This window comes from Hydrogenophaga taeniospiralis CCUG 15921, from assembly GCF_001592305.1.
GTDB lineage: Bacteria > Pseudomonadota > Gammaproteobacteria > Burkholderiales > Burkholderiaceae_C > Hydrogenophaga > Hydrogenophaga taeniospiralis.
This window is the reverse complement of record NZ_BCWR01000011.1, coordinates 54,471-72,201: the sequence shown is the minus strand read 5'-3', so window position 1 is coordinate 72,201 and position 17,731 is coordinate 54,471. Positions and strand designations below refer to the sequence as shown.

Annotated in this window: 14 protein-coding genes; 12 read left to right on the top strand and 2 right to left on the bottom strand. The window is 70.9% G+C overall.

Features of this window, described 5'->3' with window-relative positions; all coding sequences use genetic code 11:
* Positions 1–224: 224 nt before the first annotated feature.
* From HTA01S_RS14525 to HTA01S_RS14500, 7 genes are all read left to right on the top strand, one after another.
* Entirely contained in the window at positions 225–539 is a 315-nt protein-coding gene (locus HTA01S_RS14525) for a BON domain-containing protein (protein WP_068172994.1), read from the top strand.
* Positions 540–660: 121 nt separating this feature from the next.
* Entirely contained in the window at positions 661–1,065 is a 405-nt protein-coding gene (locus HTA01S_RS14520) for a hypothetical protein (RefSeq protein ID WP_068172992.1), read from the top strand.
* A 16-nt stretch (positions 1,066–1,081) separates the two neighbouring features.
* A complete protein-coding gene (locus tag HTA01S_RS14515; RefSeq protein WP_068172990.1) occupies positions 1,082–1,465 on the top strand; it encodes a hypothetical protein in 384 nt (127 codons plus the stop codon).
* Complete coding sequence (locus HTA01S_RS14510) at positions 1,462–1,875, top strand: hypothetical protein (RefSeq protein ID WP_068172988.1); 414 nt, start codon at positions 1,462–1,464, stop codon at positions 1,873–1,875. The genes HTA01S_RS14515 and HTA01S_RS14510 overlap by 4 nt, the downstream gene beginning before the upstream one ends.
* A 23-nt stretch (positions 1,876–1,898) precedes the next feature.
* Positions 1,899–2,048 (top strand): lmo0937 family membrane protein, encoded by a 150-nt coding sequence (locus HTA01S_RS25310; RefSeq protein ID WP_157572118.1) that lies wholly within the window; start codon positions 1,899–1,901, stop codon positions 2,046–2,048.
* 112 nt (positions 2,049–2,160) lie between these two features.
* Positions 2,161–3,876: a PAS domain-containing hybrid sensor histidine kinase/response regulator gene (locus HTA01S_RS14505; RefSeq protein ID WP_084236121.1), complete on the top strand. Its 1,716-nt coding sequence runs from the start codon at positions 2,161–2,163 to the stop codon at positions 3,874–3,876.
* The gene (locus tag HTA01S_RS14500) at positions 3,873–4,706 is read left to right on the top strand and encodes a response regulator (protein ID WP_068172986.1); all 834 of its coding nucleotides are present in this window, start codon (positions 3,873–3,875) and stop codon (positions 4,704–4,706) included. Before HTA01S_RS14505 ends, HTA01S_RS14500 begins: the two co-directional genes overlap by 4 nt.
* A gap of 267 nt (positions 4,707–4,973) precedes the next feature.
* Here HTA01S_RS14500 and HTA01S_RS26180 read toward each other — a convergent pair whose 3' ends face one another.
* Positions 4,974–5,594, bottom strand: a complete 621-nt coding sequence (locus HTA01S_RS26180) for a glycine zipper 2TM domain-containing protein (protein WP_068172978.1) — start codon at positions 5,592–5,594, stop codon at positions 4,974–4,976.
* Positions 5,595–5,812: 218 nt separating this feature from the next.
* On the opposite strand from HTA01S_RS26180, the gene HTA01S_RS14490 reads away from it, so the two are divergent.
* The 5 genes from HTA01S_RS14490 (at position 5,813) to HTA01S_RS14475 (ending at position 16,335) form a co-directional block, all read left to right on the top strand.
* Positions 5,813–6,055 (top strand): hypothetical protein, encoded by a 243-nt coding sequence (locus tag HTA01S_RS14490; RefSeq protein WP_068172974.1) that lies wholly within the window; start codon positions 5,813–5,815, stop codon positions 6,053–6,055.
* Positions 6,056–6,112: 57 nt separating this feature from the next.
* The gene (locus HTA01S_RS14485) at positions 6,113–14,641 is read left to right on the top strand and encodes a GH36-type glycosyl hydrolase domain-containing protein (RefSeq protein ID WP_068173498.1); all 8,529 of its coding nucleotides are present in this window, start codon (positions 6,113–6,115) and stop codon (positions 14,639–14,641) included.
* 145 nt (positions 14,642–14,786) lie between these two features.
* On the top strand, positions 14,787–15,506 hold the full coding sequence (locus HTA01S_RS14480) for a Crp/Fnr family transcriptional regulator (RefSeq protein ID WP_068172966.1): 720 nt from the start codon (positions 14,787–14,789) through the stop codon (positions 15,504–15,506).
* 99 nt (positions 15,507–15,605) lie between these two features.
* Entirely contained in the window at positions 15,606–15,758 is a 153-nt protein-coding gene (locus HTA01S_RS25300; RefSeq protein ID WP_157572117.1) for a hypothetical protein, read from the top strand.
* 22 nt (positions 15,759–15,780) lie between these two features.
* Entirely contained in the window at positions 15,781–16,335 is a 555-nt protein-coding gene (locus HTA01S_RS14475) for a hemerythrin domain-containing protein (RefSeq protein WP_068172964.1), read from the top strand.
* A gap of 140 nt (positions 16,336–16,475) precedes the next feature.
* On the opposite strand, the gene HTA01S_RS14470 is transcribed toward HTA01S_RS14475, so the two are convergent.
* On the bottom strand, positions 16,476–17,606 hold the full coding sequence (locus tag HTA01S_RS14470; protein ID WP_068172963.1) for an OmpA family protein: 1,131 nt from the start codon (positions 17,604–17,606) through the stop codon (positions 16,476–16,478).
* Positions 17,607–17,731: the final 125 nt, after the last annotated feature.

The window sequence follows — 17,731 nt, the reverse complement described above, 5'->3', positions numbered from 1 at the left end:
CGCCGCGCTCGGCTTCGTGGCGGCACCCGGCGCGGCAGCGCCGCACATCCCCGTCTGATCCATCCCCTGCGGCCGCGCCGGCCGGTGGTGCGCCAGCGCACAGACGCACCCGCTTCACGGGCTTACTGTGGACCCATTGGCGCTGGAACCGAGCCAGCCTGCCATGCGGAGCACCCTCTTCCCGGGATGCGGCCGCCGTTTAACCGCACCACAGAAAGACGATCATGAAAACCACCAAACGCTTCGCCATCCTCCTGCTCGCCGCGGCCGCCTTCACCGGCATCGCCGGCTGCGCTTCGAACGCCAAGCAGGAGAGCACAGGCCAGTACGTGGACGACACCGTCATCACCACCCGGGTGAAGGCCGAGATCCTGAAAGACGCTTCGCTCAAGTCGGCGGAGATCAACGTCGAGACCTTCAAGGGCGTGGTCCAGCTCAGTGGTTTCGTGAACTCGCAAGCCGACATCAACCGCGCCGTGCTGGTCACGCAGGGCGTGCCCGGCGTCAAGTCGGTGAAGAACGACATGCGCATGAAATGACCGACGGGCTTCGGCCCTCTGGCATCCCTTTTTCCCCCGACGAGGCCGTCCCGTGAACACACGGAACTCCACCGTTGCGTGAATCCCGCGGCCTTTCCCACCACCTCACCGAAGGAAAACCATGAGCACGACTTCCAACTTCCCCAACACCCTGAGTGATGACGCCTCTTCGCTGGCCCACGCGGTCGCACAGACCACCGGGGACGCGATGCGCGCCACCCAGCGCGCGACACAGCAGGGCATGGACCGTCTGTCCGACGACGTGGGCAACGTGCGTGGCCAGGCCAGCACCGCGTTCCAGCACCTCAAGAGCGACACCGAAGCGCTGGCGCACCGTGGCATGGACGCCGTGCGCGACAGCGCCGGCCAGCTGCGCGAGAAGTCGCTGCACGCGAAAGAGGCCACCACCAGCTACATCCAGCACGAGCCGGTCAAGTCGGTGCTGATGGCCGCCGCCGTGGGCGCGGCGCTCATGGGCCTGTTGGCCCTGTTCAGCAGCCGACACGGCGGCCACAACGGCCGTTGAGCCCGGAGCGCTGGCCATGATCCACCCCGTGTTCCGTCTGGCGGCCTCGCAGCCTCAGTTGCTGGCGGAGCACGCGGCGGCCTATGCGGGCCTGCTGGGTGAAGAGCTGGCCATGGGCAGCGCGCGCCTGCAGCGGCGCTTGGCGCTCCAGCTGGCGGGCGTTGCCTGCCTGGTGGTGGCCGCCGTGCTGCTGGGTGTGGCCTTGCTGCTGTGGGCCTCGTTGCCCGGGGCCGGTGCCCGCGCGCCCTGGCTGTTCGTGCTCACGCCCGTGCTGCCGGCGGTGCTCGGCCTGTGGGCCCTGTGGCTGGCGCAGGACCGCGAGGCGGTGGAATGGTTCGCCAACCTGCGCCGGCAACTGGCCGAGGATGCCGCGCTGCTGCGCATCCCGGGAACACCATGAGCCCGGCCCGAGCCCCCGGCGCGGCGCCGCCACCGCTGACGGCCGAAGTGCGCGCCGTGCTGGCCTGCGACCGGCTGGCGCGCAACCGCGAGCGCCTGTCCGGCTGGCTCGAACAGGACCGCCGCCACCGGGCCGAGCGCAGCGCCGGCGGCTGGCTGGCGGGAGCGCTGTGGCCCGTGCTGCAAGGCCTGGGCAGCCAGCCGGTGGTCTCGCTCGCGCTCGGTGCGCTGGCCCGAGGCTGGCAGCAGCGCACGCCGGCCACCCCGCCCGCGCCGCCGCTGGAGGAACCCCTGGCACTGGGCGCCGCCGCACTGGCCGTGGTGCGTCGCCATCCCAAGACCAGTCTGGCCGTCGGGGTCATCGCTGGCGCTGCCCTGCTGTGGAGCCGTCGGCACCGCAGCCCTCCCTGATTCCAACCTTCAAAGGAGTCCCCATGCTCTACACCATCGCCGTCGTCCTGCTCATCCTCTGGCTGCTGGGTCTCGTCACCGCCACCACCATGGGCGGCCTCATCCACATCCTGCTGGTGGTCGCCATCGTCATGGTGCTGCTGCGCGTGATCAGCGGGCGCAGTCCGTTCTAGAAAAAAGAAAACACCCGGTGCGCTGGCTGTGTGGGCCAGCGTACAGACGCTGTCCGCAGGGGCGGCTAGTGTCTTCTCATGCCGCCGCGGGTGGCACCCACCAGAGACATTGATGCCCGAGAACATCCCGCGCCCCGGCGCCCCAGCGTTCCCGGGCAAACCGGGCGAGACCACCGAGTCCGGGCGGCGCAATGCCCTGCTCAAGGCCGGTGCGCTGCAGAACGCCATCCTCAACAGCGCCAATTTCTCGATCATCGCGACCGATGAAAAAGGCATCATCCAGCTCTTCAACGTGGGCGCCGAGCGCATGCTGGGCTACCGTGCCGACGAGGTGGTCAACCGTGTGAGGCCGAGCGACATGCACGACCCGCAGGAAGTGCGGGCGCGCGCCATGGCACTGAGCCTGGAGCTGGACACGCCGATCGCGCCCGGCTTCGAGGCCCTGGCCTTCAAGGCCTCGCGCGGCATCGAAGACATCTACGAGCTGACCTACATCTGCAAGGACGGCAGCTGGTTCCCGGCCATCGTGTCGATCACCGCGCTGCGCGACGACTACGGCGACCTCATCGGCTACCTGCTGATCGGCACCGACAACTCGGTGCGCAAGCGCGTGGAGCAGCAGCTCAACGAGGCCGTGGACGCGGCCGAGAAGGCCAACCGCGCCAAGACCGATTTCATCTCCAGCATGAGCCACGAGCTGCGCACGCCGCTCAACGCCATCCTGGGCTTCGCGCAGCTGGTCGAGTCGGGCACGCCCGCGCCCACACCGACGCAGCAGCGCAGCATCGGGCAGATCCTGAAGGCCGGCTGGTACCTGCTGGAGCTGATCAACGAAATCCTCGACCTCACGCTCATCGAGTCCGGCAAGCTCTCGCTCTCGGGCGAGCCGGTCTCGCTCACCGAGGTGCTGGCCGAGTGCCGGGCCATGGTGGAGCCGCAGGCCCAGCAGCGGGGCATCGGCATGGTGTTCGCGCGGCTGGAGTCGCCGCGCTACGTGAAGGCCGACCGCACACGGCTCAAGCAGGTGCTGATCAACCTGCTGTTCAACGCCATCAAATACAACCAGCGCGGCGGTCACGTCACGGTGGAGTGCGCGCTCACGCTGGACCCGCCCGACACCGTGCGCATCAGCGTGCGCGACACCGGCCCGGGCCTCGTGCCCGAGCAACTGGCCCAGCTGTTCCAGCCCTTCAACCGGCTGGGCCAGGAGTCGGGCGCCGAAGAGGGCACCGGCATCGGCCTGGTGGTCACGCAGCGGCTGGTGCACCTCATGGGTGGTCAGATCGGCGCCAGCAGCACGCCCGGCTTGGGCAGCGTGTTCTGGGTCGAGATGGCGCTGACCGCGGCACCGCTGAACGCCGTGCTGGACGCGGCGCCCGCCGACCCACCGCGCCCCGACGCCTTGCCGGGCACGCCGCTGCGCACGCTGCTGTATGTGGAAGACAACCCGGCCAACCTGGAGTTGGTGGAGCAGATCATCGCGCGGCGCACCGACCTGGGCCTGCTGGGCGCGGCCGACGCCAGCCTGGGCATCGAGTTCGCGCGGGTCTACCAGCCCGAGGTGATCCTGATGGACATCAACCTGCCCGGCATCAGCGGCATCGAGGCGCTGAAGATCCTGCGCGCCGACCCGGCCACCGCCCACATCCCCGTCATCGCGCTGAGCGCCAACGCCGTGCCGCGCGACATCCAGAAGGGCCTGGAGGCCGGCTTCTTCAACTACCTCACCAAACCCATCAAGGTCGCCCAGCTCATGGACGCGCTGGACGCGGCCCTGCGCGTGGCCGAAACCACCAGCGGCCCCGCCACCCAACAGGAACCCGCATGAAACTCACCGCACAAGAACGGCTCGGCGCCCGCATCCTGATCGTGGACGACCAGCCAGCCAACGTGAGCCTGCTCGAAGCCATGTTGGAGGAGGCCGGTTACACCCAGGTCACCAGCACCATGGAGCCCGACAAGGTCTGCGCGATGCACCGCAAGACGCCCTTCGACCTGATCCTGCTGGACCTGCAGATGCCCACCATGGACGGCTTCCAGGTGATGGATAGCCTCAAGGCCAGCACCGCCGAAGACGACTACCTGCCGGTGCTGGTGATCACCGCCCAGCCAGGCCACAAGCTGCGCGCGTTGCAGGCCGGCGCCAAGGATTTTGTGAGCAAACCGTTCGACATGGTCGAGGTCAAGGCGCGCATCCACAACCTGATCGAGGTGCGCCTGCTGCACCGCAAGCTGGCGCAGCACAACATCGCGCTGGAGCGGCAGGTGCAGGAGCGCACGGCCGAACTGCGTGAGAGCGAGGCGCGCTACCGCGGCCTGACCGAACTGGCCACCGACTGGTACTGGGAGCAGGACGGCGAAGGCCGCTTCACCAAAGTCTCGGGACCGGTGCTGGAAATGCTGGGCTTGCAGGTGGAGGCCCTGAACGACGACAGCGGCCACGAGCACAGCGACGATGGCTGGAACCCGGCCGAGCGCCAACGGCTGCAGGCCCGCATCGCCGCGCGCAGCCCGTTTCTGGACATGGTGCTCAGCCGGGAACTGCCCGGTGGCGGTGTCCGGCAGTACCGCGTGAGCGGCACACCCATGTTCGACTCGCGCTGCACGCTGATCGGCTACCGCGGCTTCGGCGTCGAAATGCTGGGCTCAACCAAGTAAAACGCCCAGCTCCAGGGGCGCGGTGAAGGACACCACGCCTTCCGGAGCGACATGCCCCAAACCCAGGGCACCGCCGGGCCGGCTTTGCCGGACGGCCAGTGCCGCCCCCCTGGGGGGGAGCGCGAAGCGCTGCAGGGGGAGCACTATCTGACGGAGCGCGATCCAGACGCCTGAAGCACCCCCAACCCAGGGCACCGCCGGGCCGGCTCCGCCGGACGGCCAGTGCCGCCCCCCCGGGGGGGTAGCGCGAAGCGCTGCGGGGGGGACCTACTCCTCCCGTGGTTCGCCGTTGCCGTTCACGGTGAGGCTGCGTCCGGGGGGCGAGAGCATCTGCGCGCGGTGCGTGATGCCGCGGAAGCGGTAGGTCACGTCCCAGTAAGCGGGTTCGCTCTGGCTGTTGACGGTGCTGCAGCGTTGCACCTCCTGCGTGCTCACGGGGTTGCCGTAGCGGTCGCGGCCGACTTGTGAGCCGATGGCCGCACCCGCCACCACACCGCCGGCGGTGGCCAGGTCACGACCACTGCCGCCGCCGATCTGGTGCCCGATCACACCACCGATGACCGCGCCGACGATCGCGCCACCGACGTTGGCCGGCGGGCGCTGCTGCACCTGTTCGCGCTCCATCCAGCAACGTTGTTCGGTCTGGCCCATGACGGCGCGCACCGACAGCACCTCCGCCTCGTACAGGGTTTCGTGCTGGCGGCGGCGGTAGTCGCGCCGCTGTTCGCGCTGGCTGGGGTAGGTTTGCACCTGCACCGGTTCCTGCGCCATGGGCTGTTGTTCATAGACCGGGTAGGGCGCGGCGCAGCCGGCCAGGCCCAGCGTGGTGGCCACGGCCAGCCAGGTGGCGGTCTGGCGCAGGGTGAAGAGGGGGGTGAGGTGTCGCATGGGGAGTCCTTGGTGGGGGGGAAACGTTGTGGGTCGGGTTTCAGGATGGCCCCCGGATCGGGGGCCGTCTGTGCGCTGACGAACACCCCGGGGCGCGGGGCTGGCGGGGGACGGTCGGTCTGTTCGTCAACGTACAGACCCGCGGCGCTCCCGCAGGTACAAAGGGCGATGCGGGGCGCTGCCTGGCAATCCCCCAAAACCCGATTCCGGAGAAGACCATGTCAACCAATCCTTCCTTGGCCCCCCACTGGGCCACCTCGTCGTTGGGCCATCCCGCGGACATCTCGGCGCTGGAGCGAACGGCACTGGGCGACCATCTGGCCCATTGCGGCGCCCAGCGCGGGCGGCTGCAGCTGCTGTGGAGCGGGGCCGACGAGCTCCAGGGCATCCTGGCCGGGCGCGTGATCACGTCGGCGGTGGTGCTCACCCTGCTGTTCGGCGGCTCCTGGCTCATGCTGTAAGTGGCCGCCGGCAGCCTGCAAGCCCAATGGGCCTGGGTCCCGCCGAAGATCGAGCGCATGCTGGACGCCGCACGCGGCGTCGCCCTCGAACCGATCCGCTCCGAGCTCTTTGGCGTTGCCCGCTTCGAGCAGCACGGCCGCAGCCTGGGCGAGTCGCACCGGGCCGGGCGTGCAGGCTTCGGCCAGGCCACGTTCTACCCCCGCCTGCAGAGCAACATCCGCAGCCTGCGGGCGGCCTACCAGTACATCGCGGTCGAGGCCCACGACGGGCACGACATCAGCCCGGCGGCCGAATGGCTGTTTGACAACTTCCACCTGATCGAAAGCCAACTGCGGGAAATCCGCGAAGGCCTGCCGGCGCGCTATTACCGTTCGCTGCCGGTGCTGCAGGACGCACCGCTGGTGGGGCTGCCGCGCATCTACGGTGTGGCCTGGGCCTTTGTCGCGCACACCGACAGCGCCTTCGACGAAACCCTGCTGGGCCACTTTCTGGACGCCTACCAGGACACGCGCGAACTCAGCCAGGGCGAGCTGTGGGCGCTGCCCACCACGCTGCGGGTGGTGCTGGTGGAAAACCTGCGCCGCCTGGCCGACCGCATCGCCAGCCACAAGGCCGCGCGCGACTTCGCCAGCCTGTGCGCCAGCCGGATCGGCGAGCTCTCGCTGGGCGCGGTCACGTCGATGCGCGAGCTCATGGAGCAGCGCGGCGTGGGCGATGTTTTTCTCTCGCACCTGGCGCAAAGCCTGGTGGGGCACGCCACCGCCGCCACCGACTCGCCCCTGGCGCAGGTGCGCCGGTGGCTGCAGGACGTGGTGCCCGATCTGGCCGCGCTGCAGGCCCAGCACCACGCCGCCCAGGCCGCCGACCACCTGAGCGTGGGCAACGCCGTGACCGCCTTGCGCCTGATCGGCGCGGCCGACTGGCCCGGCATCGTGGCGCGCACCAGCCGCGTGGTCCGCGTGATGCTGCGCTCGCCGGTGTTCAAGGCCGAAGACGACGCCACGCGCGACGCCACGCTGCACGGCATCGAGCGCCTGTCCACCCAGAGCGGGCAGGGCGAGGCCGCCGTGGCCCAGGTGCTGCTGGTGCTGATGGACGGCGCCAGCGGCCCCGCCGCGCTGGCCGGCCACTGGCTGCGCGGCGAAGGCCGCACCACGCTGGAGCAGGCGCTCGGCCTGAAGCAGCGGGTGGCCGGGCTGTGGCGCTCGGTGGCGGGGGTCTCGCGCACGCCCGCCTACCTGGGCGCCATGGGGGTGGGCACGGTGCTGCTGGTGGCCTGGCTGCTGCAGCGGCCAGGCTGGCTGGACGCGGGCTGGCCCGCCCAGCTCGGCAGCGTGCTGGTGGGTCTGGTGATGCTGCTGCCCGCGTCCGAGGCCGTGGTGGCCGTGCTCAACCGCCTGATCGGCGAGTCGGTGAAACCCGTGCACCTGCCGCGCCTGCTGCTGGCCGAGGGCATCCCGCCGCAGGCCCGGGTGATGGTGGTGGTGCCGGCCCTGTTGAACCACCCGGCCGGCATCGCGCAGACGGTGCACCGGCTGCACCTGCACCACCTGGCCAACCCCGAGGCCCACGCCCAGTTTGCCCTGCTCAGCGACTGGTGCGATGCCGACACCGAACACCGGCCCGAAGACCAGTCCCTGCTGTCCTACGCCCAGGACCAGCTCGCCGCGCTCAACACGCGCCACCCGGTGGCGCCGGGCAGCCCGCCGCGCTTCCTGCTGTTGCACCGCCCGCGCAGCCACAGCGCCACGCAAGGCCAGTGGCTGGGCTGGGAGCGCAAGCGCGGCAAGCTGGAGCAACTGGTGGCCGCGCTCGCCACCGGCACGCCCGGGCCCTTCTTCGAGCTCGGTGAGCTCTCGCGCACGGCGCCGCACACGCGCTACATCTTCACGCTCGACAGCGACACCCAGCTGCCACCCGGGCGCCTGCGCACCCTGGTGGGCGTGGCCGAACACCCGGACAACCAGCCCCGGCTGGACGCCAGCGGGCGGCGCGTGCTGCAGGGCTACGGCATCCTGCAGCCGCGCGTGGTGCAGCCGCTGGCGGGCGAGGGCGTGCGCACCGCCTGGCAATGGCTGTTTGACGGCCAGACCGGCATCGACCCCTACAGCGCCATGAGCTCCGACGTGTACCAGGACCTGTTTGGCGAAGGCAGCTTCACCGGCAAAGGGCTGCTGCACGTGCCCACGCTGCACGCCGTGCTGGGCAAGCGCCTGCCGAGCGAGCAGGTGCTCAGCCACGACCTGCTCGAAGGCGCCCTGGTGCGCTGCGCCGTGGTGACCGACGTGACCCTGATCGAGCCCGAGCCCGACCACGCGGACGCCGCCGCCTCGCGCCTGCACCGCTGGGCCCGCGGCGACTGGCAGTTGCTGCCCTTCCTGCTGCGGTCCCGCCAATGGCCGCTGGGCGCCATCAACCGCTGGAAATTGTTTGACAACCTGCGCCGCTCGCTGGTGGCGCCGGCCTGCCTGCTGCTCGTCGGGCTGGCCATGGCGGGGCTGGGCGTTTCCCTGCCCGCCGCGCTGGCGCTGACCGTGGCCGCCTACACCGCCGGCCCGCTCATGGGCGCGCTGGCGGGCTGGGTGCCGCGCCACTGGCGCCTGCTGGGCCAGCGTTATGCGGTGGCCGCCACGCTGGACCTGCTGCGCGCGCTGGGCGGCGGGCTCTGGCACCTGGCGCTGCTGCCGCAGCAGGCGGTGCTCGCGCTCGACGCCGTGCTGCGCACCCTGCACCGGCTGCTGCTGAGCCGGCGCCACCTGCTTGAATGGACCACCGCCGAAGCGGCCCAGGCCGGCCTGGGCACCGGCCTGCTGCCCACCCTGTGGCGCCACCGCGCCGAGTCGCTGGCCGCGCTCACCCTGGCGGGCCTGCTGTGGCTGTTCATACCGGCCCCCGGCGCGCTGGCGCTGGCCGTGCTCGGGCTGTGGGCGCTGGCGCCGCTGCTGGTGTGGCTGTGCAACACCCCGCGGCGGCCCCGCCCCGCGCTGGCCGCGGCCGACCGCGAACTGCTCGAAGGCGTGGCGCGCGACACCTGGCGCCTGTTCGAGCGCTGCGTGGACGCCGACAACCACCACCTGCCGCCCGACAACCTGCAGACCATGCCTTACGAGATGGTGGCGCACCGCACCTCACCCACCAACATCGGCCTGTACCTGCTGAGCACCGCCTGTGCGCGCCAGTTCGGCTGGATCGGCACGCAGGACCTGCTCACGCGCCTGGAAGCCACGCTCGCCACCCTGCAGCGGATGGAGCGCCACCGCGGCCACTTCCTGAACTGGTACGACACCCGGACCCTGCATCCGCTGCCGCCGCGCTACGTGTCCACGGTGGACAGCGGCAACCTCAGCGCGCACCTGCTCACGGTGGCCCAGGCCTGCACCGAGCTGGCCCACGAGCCGCACGCGGCACAGCCCGGCGCCGAGGCACTGCGCCTGTCGCGCCAGCGGCTGCAGCCGCGCCTGGGCCTGCTGCAGACCCTGCTGCACCGGCCCCTGGAGCAGACCGCCATCGGCCGGCTGCTGGAAACCCCCATGCCCGAGCCCTGCGAGGCCGCGGCCTGCGCCGCCTTCTTCGCCCTGCTGCAGGAAGCGAGCCACGAGCTGGGCGGTCTCACGCAGTTGCGCAACCCGGCCATCGTCAGCCACGTCACCACGCCGCAGGACGAACTGGCCTGGCTGCTGAGTGACCACCTCGCCACGCTGCACTCGGCCGGCCAGGACGCCGCCGCGATGGGCGCGGGCAGCTGCGAGCGCGCCACCGGGCGCCTGCGCAGCCTCGCCGCCGCGCTGGAGGCGCTGGCCTGGGCGCCGGACTTCCACTGTCTCTACAACCCCAGGCGCCACCTGCTGCACATCGGCTACCGGCTCGAAGAGCAGCAGCTCGACGCCAGCTACTACGACCTGCTGGCCTCGGAATCGCGTAGCACCAGCCTGCTGGCCATCGCCAAGGGCGAGCTGCCGGTGCGCCACTGGGCGGCGCTGGGCCGGCCGTTTTTTGCCAGCGGGCGGCGCGCCGTGCTGCGCTCCTGGTCGGGCTCGATGTTCGAGTACCTGATGCCCTCGCTGGTGGTCGCCGAACCCCGCGGCAGCGCGCTGCGCGAAGCCGGGCGGTCGGCCCTGCAGGAGCAGATCGCCTTCGTCGACGGCACGCCCATGCCCTGGGGCATTTCCGAGAGCGCCTACGCCGGGCAGGACCACACCCTGGCCTACCAGTACGCGCCGCAGGGCGTGCCGCGCCTGGCGCTGCGCCGCACCCCGCTGACCGAGCGTGTGATCGCGCCCTACGCCACCGTGCTCGCCACCCAGGTGGACGCGGCCCTGGCCTGCGAGAACCTGCGGCGCCTCGCCGCGCTGTCCGCGCGCGGGCGCTACGGCTTCTGCGAGGCGCTGGACTACACGCCCACGCGGCAGACCCACGGCGATCGTTTCACCGTGGTCCACACCTTCATGGCGCACCACCAGGGCATGAGCCTGGTGGCGCTGGCCAACGTGCTGCGCGCTGGCGTGGCGCAACGCTGGGGCATGGCGCATCCGCGCATGCAGGCGGTGGCTTCGCTGCTGCACGAGCGCGCGCCGCGCGAGCTGCCCGCGCTGCTGGCGCCGCTGCGGCTGCCGCTGCAGGCCCTGCAGAGCCGCACGCCGGACCACATCCGCACGCTGATCCCGGGCGCGCAGGCGCTGGAGCCCACGCACCTGCTGGGCAACGGGCGCTACAGCGTGACACTGCGCCCCAACGGTGCGGGCTGGAGCCGCTGGGGCCAGACCGGCATCACGCGCTGGCGCGACGACGCGCTGCGCGACGCCTGCGGCGCCTTCGTGTACCTGCGCCTGGGCGCTTCGGGCGCGCCGGTGTCGGTCACGAGCCACCCCGCGCCCGACCCCCACGCGGCCTACAGCTGCCGCTTCCACACCGACCGCGTGTGTTTCGACGCGCTCTGGCCCGAGCTGCGCGTGAACACCACGGTCTGGGTCAGCCCGGAAGACGACGTCGAGCTGCGCAAAGTGGTGCTGTCCAACCTGAGCGACGAAACCATCGAGCTGGAGCTGATCTCCGCGCTCGACGTGACCCTGGCCAGCCACGCCGCCGACGAGGCACACCCGGCGTTCTCCAACCTGTTCGTCAAGACCGACTGGCTGCCCGAGCAGCAGGCGCTGCGCTGCGTGCGCGCGCCGCGCCTGGTGACCGAGCAAACCATGCAGGCGGCGCATTTCGTGGCCGACACCGAGGGCGAGGTGCTGGGGCTGCGCTGCCAGACCGACCGCCTGCGCTGGCTCGGCCGCCACCACACGCCGGCCCAGCCGCTGGCGCAGATGGACCCGGTGCCGCTGGAAGCCGGCCCGCTGGAGACCGGGCTGGACCCGGTGGCCGCGCTCGGGGTGCGGCTGCGCATCGCGCCTGGCGCGCAGGCCATCGTGACCTTCGCCACCGCCGCCAGCGACGACGCGGCCACGCTGTGCGCCGTGATCGACAAGTACCGCCAGCCCAGCTACGTGGCGCGCTCCTCGGTGATGTCGGCCACGCTGGCCGGCATCTCGGCGGTGCCGAACCGCCCGCGCACCGACTACCTGCCCGTGCTGCACGCCCTGACCACCGCCCTGGTGCTGACCCTGCCCAAGGTGGCCCCGCCACACCCCGGCCCCGCGAACGCGCCACCGCAACGCAGCGACCGGCGCCTGCTCTGGCCGCTGGGCCTCTCGGGCGAGCGCCCGCTGCTGCTGGTGCACGCCGGGGCGTCGCAGGGTCTGGGCTTGCTGCGCGTGCTGGCGCTGGTGTTGCGCGAGTGGTCGCGCGCCGGCGTGGCCTGCGACCTGGTGGTGCTCAGCCACGAAGCGCACTCGTACCACATGCCGCTGCAGCGCGAGCTCACCCTGCTGCTCGAACAGCACGCGGCCGACCTGCAGGCCCGGCCCGGGCCGGCCGTGACCGGCCTGTACCTGCTGCGCGCGGACGATCTCTCCGCCGAACAGATCGGCACGCTGCGAAGCCTGGCGCGTGTGCAGCTGCAGGCCGACGGCCAGGCCCTGCTGCACCAGGTGCGTGCCTGGTGCGACTGCCACGAAACGCCGACAGCGAGCCCCTGGCGCGGCGCGCCCGCCGTGCCGGACCCGGTGCCGCTGCACCTCGGCGAGGTTGCGGCAGCGCCGGCCGAGGGCGTGTTCGCGGACGACCTCGGCGCCTTCGCCTTCGAGGTGAACGCCACCCAGACGCCGCAACGGCCCTGGTGCAACGTGCTGGCCAACCCGGGCTTCGGCGCGCTGCTGTCCGAGAGCGGTGGTGGCAACACCTGGGCGCTCAACAGCCGCCTGAACCAGCTCACCGCCTGGGCCAACGACCCCGTGGGCGACCCGCCGTCCGAATGTTTCCTGCTGCAGGACCGCCGCACGCGCGAGGTCTGGAGCCTGACCCCGTCGGCCTGGGCCGCCGAGGGCATCACCTACGAGGTGGTGCACGGCCAGGGCCTCACCACCATCAGCCACCGGCGCGGGCCGCTGGCCGTGTCGGTGAGCTGGTGCGTCGATGCCGAGACCGCGGTCAAACAGGTGCGCATCCACCTGCGCAACCACGGCAACGGCAAGGCCCACCTGCGCATCACCGGCCTGGTGGAGTGGATGATGGGCGAGAAGCGCAGCGACCGCGCCAGCCTGCTGAGCCAACCGTATTTCGTGAGCCCGCCCGGCGCCGGCCTGATCGGGCTGCTGTGCACCCAGACCGAGGCCGCGGGCGGTTTTGGCGAGGGCACCGCCTTCTTCTGCGAATCGAATGAAGGCGTGCACGACCCCGAGGGCATGGACTGGACCTGCGACCGCGCGGCCTTCTTCGACCGGCAGGGCCAGCTGGTGCTGCCGCAGCGCCTGGGGCAGCGCAGCGGCTTCGGGCTGGACCCGTGTGCCGCGCTGTCGCGGCCGGTCACGCTGCGCCCCGGCGCCGCGCTCGACCAGGTCTTCCTGATCGGCTACGCGCCCAGCCCCGAGGCGGCGCGCACGCTCATGCGCCAGGCCACCGCCAGCAACGCCCGCGAGCGCGAACACCTCACCCGGGCACGCTGGAAAACGCTGCTGGGCGCGACCCAGGTGGCCACGCCCGACCCGCTGTTTGACACCCTGGTCAACCACTGGCTGCTCTACCAGACCGTGTCCTCGCGCCTGTGGGCCAAGGCCGGTTTCTACCAGGCCGGCGGCGCCACCGGCTACCGCGACCAGCTGCAGGACGCGATGGCCCTGGTGGGCGCGGACCCGGCTATCCTGCGCGCGCAGATCGTGCTCTGCGCGTCGCGCCAGTTCGAGGCCGGCGACGTGCAGCACTGGTGGCACGCGCCCGGTGGCGCCGGCGTGCGCACGCATTTTTCGGACGATCTGCTGTGGCTGCCCCTGGCCACCACGCACTACCTGCAGGCCACCGGCGACAAGGCCGTGCTGGACGAAGCGGTGCCCTTTCTCGAAGGCGCACCGTTGCCCGAGGGCGCGGAAGACCGCTACGACACGCCCGGCATCAGCCATCAAACCGCCAGCGTCTACGAACACGGCGCGCGCGCCATCGACCACAGCCTGCCGGTGGGCGCCCACGGCCTGCCGCTGATGGGCAGTGGCGACTGGAACGACGGCATGAACCGCGTCGGCAGCGAAGGGCGGGGCGAGTCGGTCTGGCTGGCCTGGTTCCTCTGCAGCATCGTGAGCGACTGGCTGCCGCTGGCGCGCGCACGCGGCGAACGCGACCGGGCACGCGCCTGGGAAGCCGCGCTCACGGGTTGGCGCACCGCACTGGGCAGCGAAGCCTGGGACGGCGCCTGGTTCAAGCGCGCCTTCTTCGACGACGGCAGCCCGTTGGGGTCGGCCACGCAGCCCGAGGCCCGCATCGACCTGATCGCGCAGGCCTGGAGCGTGCTCTCGGGCCAGACCTCGCCCGAGCGCCAGCGCCAGGCGATGGACGCGGTGGAGGCCCAACTGGTGGACCGGGCGCACGGGCTGATCCGCCTGCTCGACCCGCCGCTGCAGCACGCACAGCCCAGCGCCGGCTACATCCAGGCCTACCCGCCAGGCGTGCGCGAAAACGGCGGGCAGTACGCCCACGCCGGCGTCTGGGCGCTGATGGCCGCGGCCGTGCTGGCGCAGCGCGAGCCCGGCAACATCGCCACGCACGACACGCCCTACCGCTACTTCACCTACCTGAGCCCGGCCCACCGCGCAGCGCACGCCGACTGGGGGCCGCGCTACGGCGTGGAGCCCTATGTGATGGCGGCCGATGTGTACAGCCAGCCGCCCTATGAGGGCCGTGGTGGCTGGAGCTGGTACACGGGGGCGGCCGGCTGGTTGCATCGGGCCGCGCTGGGGTCCATCCTGGGCCTGCAGATCGGTGCCGAAGACCTGTTCTTCACCCCCTGCCTGCCTTCGCACTGGCCACGGGCCGAGCTGACCCTGCTGCGCGACGGCCGCCGCATGCGCTTTGTGCTGCTGCGCGGCGACGCCATGGCCGCGCTGGCCGATTGCGGCGTACCGAACGCGCGTTTGCTGGGGGTGGGCGAGCGCCTGCGCTGGACCGATCTGCCGCAAGACAGTTGTTTTGTCGTGCCGCTGCCGCCGGTCGCCTGAAGCGAAACACCCCCACAGCGTCGGCTGCACCACGAACGGGCCTCTGTACGCCAGCGAACAGACAAAACCCCTGTTTGTGTGTACGCTAGCAGACACACCACACTGCCCCGGGCGGTACACACAACCACACAGGGGAACACGAACCATGAACACCGCACCGGACCAGTCGGCCAATGACTTGCTGGCTTCGATGCCTGCGCCAGAGTGGCAACGCATGGCGCCCCTGCTGGAGGTGGTGGACCTGCCGTTGGGCCTGGTGCTGTACGAGTCGGGCAGCAAGATGAGCCACGTGTATTTCCCCATCAACGCCATCGTCTCGCTGCTGTACGTGATGGAGAACGGCGCGTCGGCCGAGATCGCGGTGGTGGGCAAAGAAGGGCTGGTGGGCATCGCGCTTTTCATGGGGGGCGAAACCACACCCAGCCGCGCAGTGGTGCAGAGCGCGGGCCACGGCTACCGCCTGCGCGCGGCCGACATCAAGGACGAGTTCAACCGCTCCGGGCCGGTGCTGCACCTGCTGCTGCGCTACACCCAGGCGCTGATCACGCAGATGGCGCAGACGGCGGTGTGCAACCGCCACCATTCGTTGGACCAGCAGCTCTGCCGCTGGTTGCTGCTCAGCCTTGACCGGCTGAGTGGCAACGAGTTGGTGATGACGCAGGAGCTGATCGCCAACATGCTCGGGGTGCGCCGCGAGGGCGTGACCGAAGCGGCGCTCAAGCTGCAGAAGCTGGGCATGATCCGCTACGCCCGTGGGCACATCACGGTGCTCGATCGCGAGGCGCTCGAAGAACGCGTCTGCGAGTGTTATGCCGTGGTCAAGAAAGAGTACGACCGGCTGCTGCCCCACCGCCTCGCGGTGTGACGGTGGTGGGTGCGGTGTCGTACAGACGCTGCCTGGCGCCACCGTTACAAAGACACACGGGTGGGCGCGCTGTGCGCCGCCCCGTGCCAGGAGCCTGCCATGATCGAACTCGCCAACAAAGCCACCCCTGCGAAGCCCCAGCCGCTCGCGCCGCAAGATCCTGACAACGCCGTGACCGGCGAAGCCTCGCCGCCCCCCACCACCGACACGCCGCCCCCCACGCCAGGCACAACGCCCCCGCGGCCCGCTTGAGCGCGACGCCCCGGAGCCACCGATGCGCCCCAAAGCCGGCTTGCGCACCCGCGACGCCCTCGACCAGCTGCGGCTGGACTACGAGGTGATCCGAAAACTGCTGCGTGAATACGACGGCCTGCGTCTGGTGGAAGGCTGTACCACCGCACGCAAGGCCGAGATCGTGGACCGGCTGTGCGACGCACTGAGCCTGAACGCGCAGATCGAGGAAGAAGTTTTCTACCCCGTGGTGCGCCCGGTGCTGGGCTGCAATGCCCGGGCCCAGGCAGCGCTGTGGGACCACACGCCGTTGCGCCATCTGATCGCGCGGCTCGACGAAATGGACCCCGCCGACCCCGCCTACGACGACACCGTGATCGACCTCGGCGACTGCGTGCTCACGCGCATCGAAGAGGCGCGGGCGGTGCTGTTCGTGGAGGTGCGTGTGGTGGGGCTGGACACCGCCGCGCTGGGCGAGCAGATGGCGCGCTGGCGCCGCGCGCAACAGCAGCAGGACCTCACCCTGGTCGGCCTGCCGCAGGCCCCCGCCGTGCCGGCGCCGGGCTGGCCGGTGGACTGCCGCCTCACGCTGGCATGAGGCCCGTCAGCGTCAGCGCCTGAGCCTGATCGCAGCACTGTCGGGTCCGACAAGGACAAAGCCCGCCCCAGCGGTATCGCTGGTGGCGGGCTTTGTCTTTGCGCCTGCTGCCCCACAGGGTGTGGCAGGCGCTCAGGGGGTCAGCGGGTGCCGTTGACTTCCACTTCCACGCGGCGGTCGGGCTGCAGGCAGTTGATCAGCTGGGCGCGCGACTGGCGGTCGGTGCAATCGCCCGGTGCGGTCACCGGCTGGCTTTCGCTCTTGCCCACGGCGCTGATGCGGGTCGGGTCCACCTTGCCGCTGTTCACCAGGTAGTTCCTGACCGAGGCGGCGCGCTCGTCGGACAGGGTCTGGTTGTAACCCGTGGAGCCCAGGCGGTCGGTGTGGCCTTCGACGCTGATCGACTGGTAGCTGGTGCCGCCGAGCTGGTCGCTGAACCGGTCCAGTTCGGCCTTGCCTTCGGGGCGCACGGTGGCTTTGTCAAAGCCGAACAGCGTGTCGGCCGAGAAGCTCACGCGCTGGGGCGCGGGGGCCACCGGAGCGGGCATGGGTGCTGCCGCCACCGGTTCCGGCATGGGTGCGGGCGCCACGTAGACCGGCGCCGCGGCCACCTGTGCCACGGGCGCACGGCCGAACGGGAACACCAGGCTGACCGAGACCACGTCGGCGTTGGTGCGGTGGCCGGTGGCGTTCTTCAGGCGGTAACGCTCCAGCTCGCCACGGATCCACACCGAGGACGACATCGCGTATTGCACGCCCAGGCCGACCTTGTAGTTGGTGTCGTTGTGTTTGCTGCGCGAGGAAATGCCCGAGCCCGCGCCGGTGCCGCTGAAGCGGTCCTCGGACCAGGCGTGTTGCGCGCCCACGCGGGCCAGGGCCGAGAAGCGCTCGGTCAGCGGGATGGTGCCCACCACATCGAGGTTGAGGCCCTGGACCCGGGTCTCGCCGGACAGCGTGCCGGAGGGCGCGGTGTTGGTGGTGAAGCGGCTCTTGCCGAGGTCGAAGTAGCCGCCTTCGATGGCGATGCTGCGGTTGAACTGGTAGCCGCCGAAGACCTTGAAGGCGGTGTCCTTTTCGTCGCTGGCGGTGCCGGAGGTGTTGACCCCGGGCAGCAGGATGCCCGTGGTGCGCGGCGCATCGAGCTCCATGCGCGACTGGCCCACCGAGCCGCCGCCATAGAAGTGGCTGGTGTCCTGCGCGTACGCCGACGAGGCCAGGAAGGTGGCCAGGCCGGCGAGGCCGAGCAGGTGGATGACGGACGTTTGTTTCATGGAGGCCTTTCTCGCGTCAGGGACGCATTGCGCGGATTGCACCCTCCGTTTTTAGGAGGTGGCGTGCCCAGCGTCCGTGCGCTGGGATACATGTGCGCCATCGCCACAGTTCCGGCTCGAATGGC

Bases quoted from the DNA above. Each gene is read 5' to 3' on its own strand.
- HTA01S_RS14525 (WP_068172994.1), top strand. From the start codon at position 225: ATGAAAACCACCAAACGCTTCGCCATCCTCCTGCTCGCCGCGGCCGCC.
- HTA01S_RS14520 (WP_068172992.1), top strand. From the start codon at position 661: ATGAGCACGACTTCCAACTTCCCCAACACCCTGAGTGATGACGCCTCT.
- HTA01S_RS14515 (WP_068172990.1), top strand. From the start codon at position 1,082: ATGATCCACCCCGTGTTCCGTCTGGCGGCCTCGCAGCCTCAGTTGCTG.
- HTA01S_RS14510 (WP_068172988.1), top strand. From the start codon at position 1,462: ATGAGCCCGGCCCGAGCCCCCGGCGCGGCGCCGCCACCGCTGACGGCC.
- HTA01S_RS25310 (WP_157572118.1), top strand. From the start codon at position 1,899: ATGCTCTACACCATCGCCGTCGTCCTGCTCATCCTCTGGCTGCTGGGT.
- HTA01S_RS14505 (WP_084236121.1), top strand. From the start codon at position 2,161: ATGCCCGAGAACATCCCGCGCCCCGGCGCCCCAGCGTTCCCGGGCAAA.
- HTA01S_RS14500 (WP_068172986.1), top strand. From the start codon at position 3,873: ATGAAACTCACCGCACAAGAACGGCTCGGCGCCCGCATCCTGATCGTG.
- HTA01S_RS26180 (WP_068172978.1), bottom strand. From the start codon at position 5,594: ATGCGACACCTCACCCCCCTCTTCACCCTGCGCCAGACCGCCACCTGG.
- HTA01S_RS14490 (WP_068172974.1), top strand. From the start codon at position 5,813: ATGTCAACCAATCCTTCCTTGGCCCCCCACTGGGCCACCTCGTCGTTG.
- HTA01S_RS14485 (WP_068173498.1), top strand. From the start codon at position 6,113: ATGCTGGACGCCGCACGCGGCGTCGCCCTCGAACCGATCCGCTCCGAG.
- HTA01S_RS14480 (WP_068172966.1), top strand. From the start codon at position 14,787: ATGAACACCGCACCGGACCAGTCGGCCAATGACTTGCTGGCTTCGATG.
- HTA01S_RS25300 (WP_157572117.1), top strand. From the start codon at position 15,606: ATGATCGAACTCGCCAACAAAGCCACCCCTGCGAAGCCCCAGCCGCTC.
- HTA01S_RS14475 (WP_068172964.1), top strand. From the start codon at position 15,781: ATGCGCCCCAAAGCCGGCTTGCGCACCCGCGACGCCCTCGACCAGCTG.
- HTA01S_RS14470 (WP_068172963.1), bottom strand. From the start codon at position 17,606: ATGAAACAAACGTCCGTCATCCACCTGCTCGGCCTCGCCGGCCTGGCC.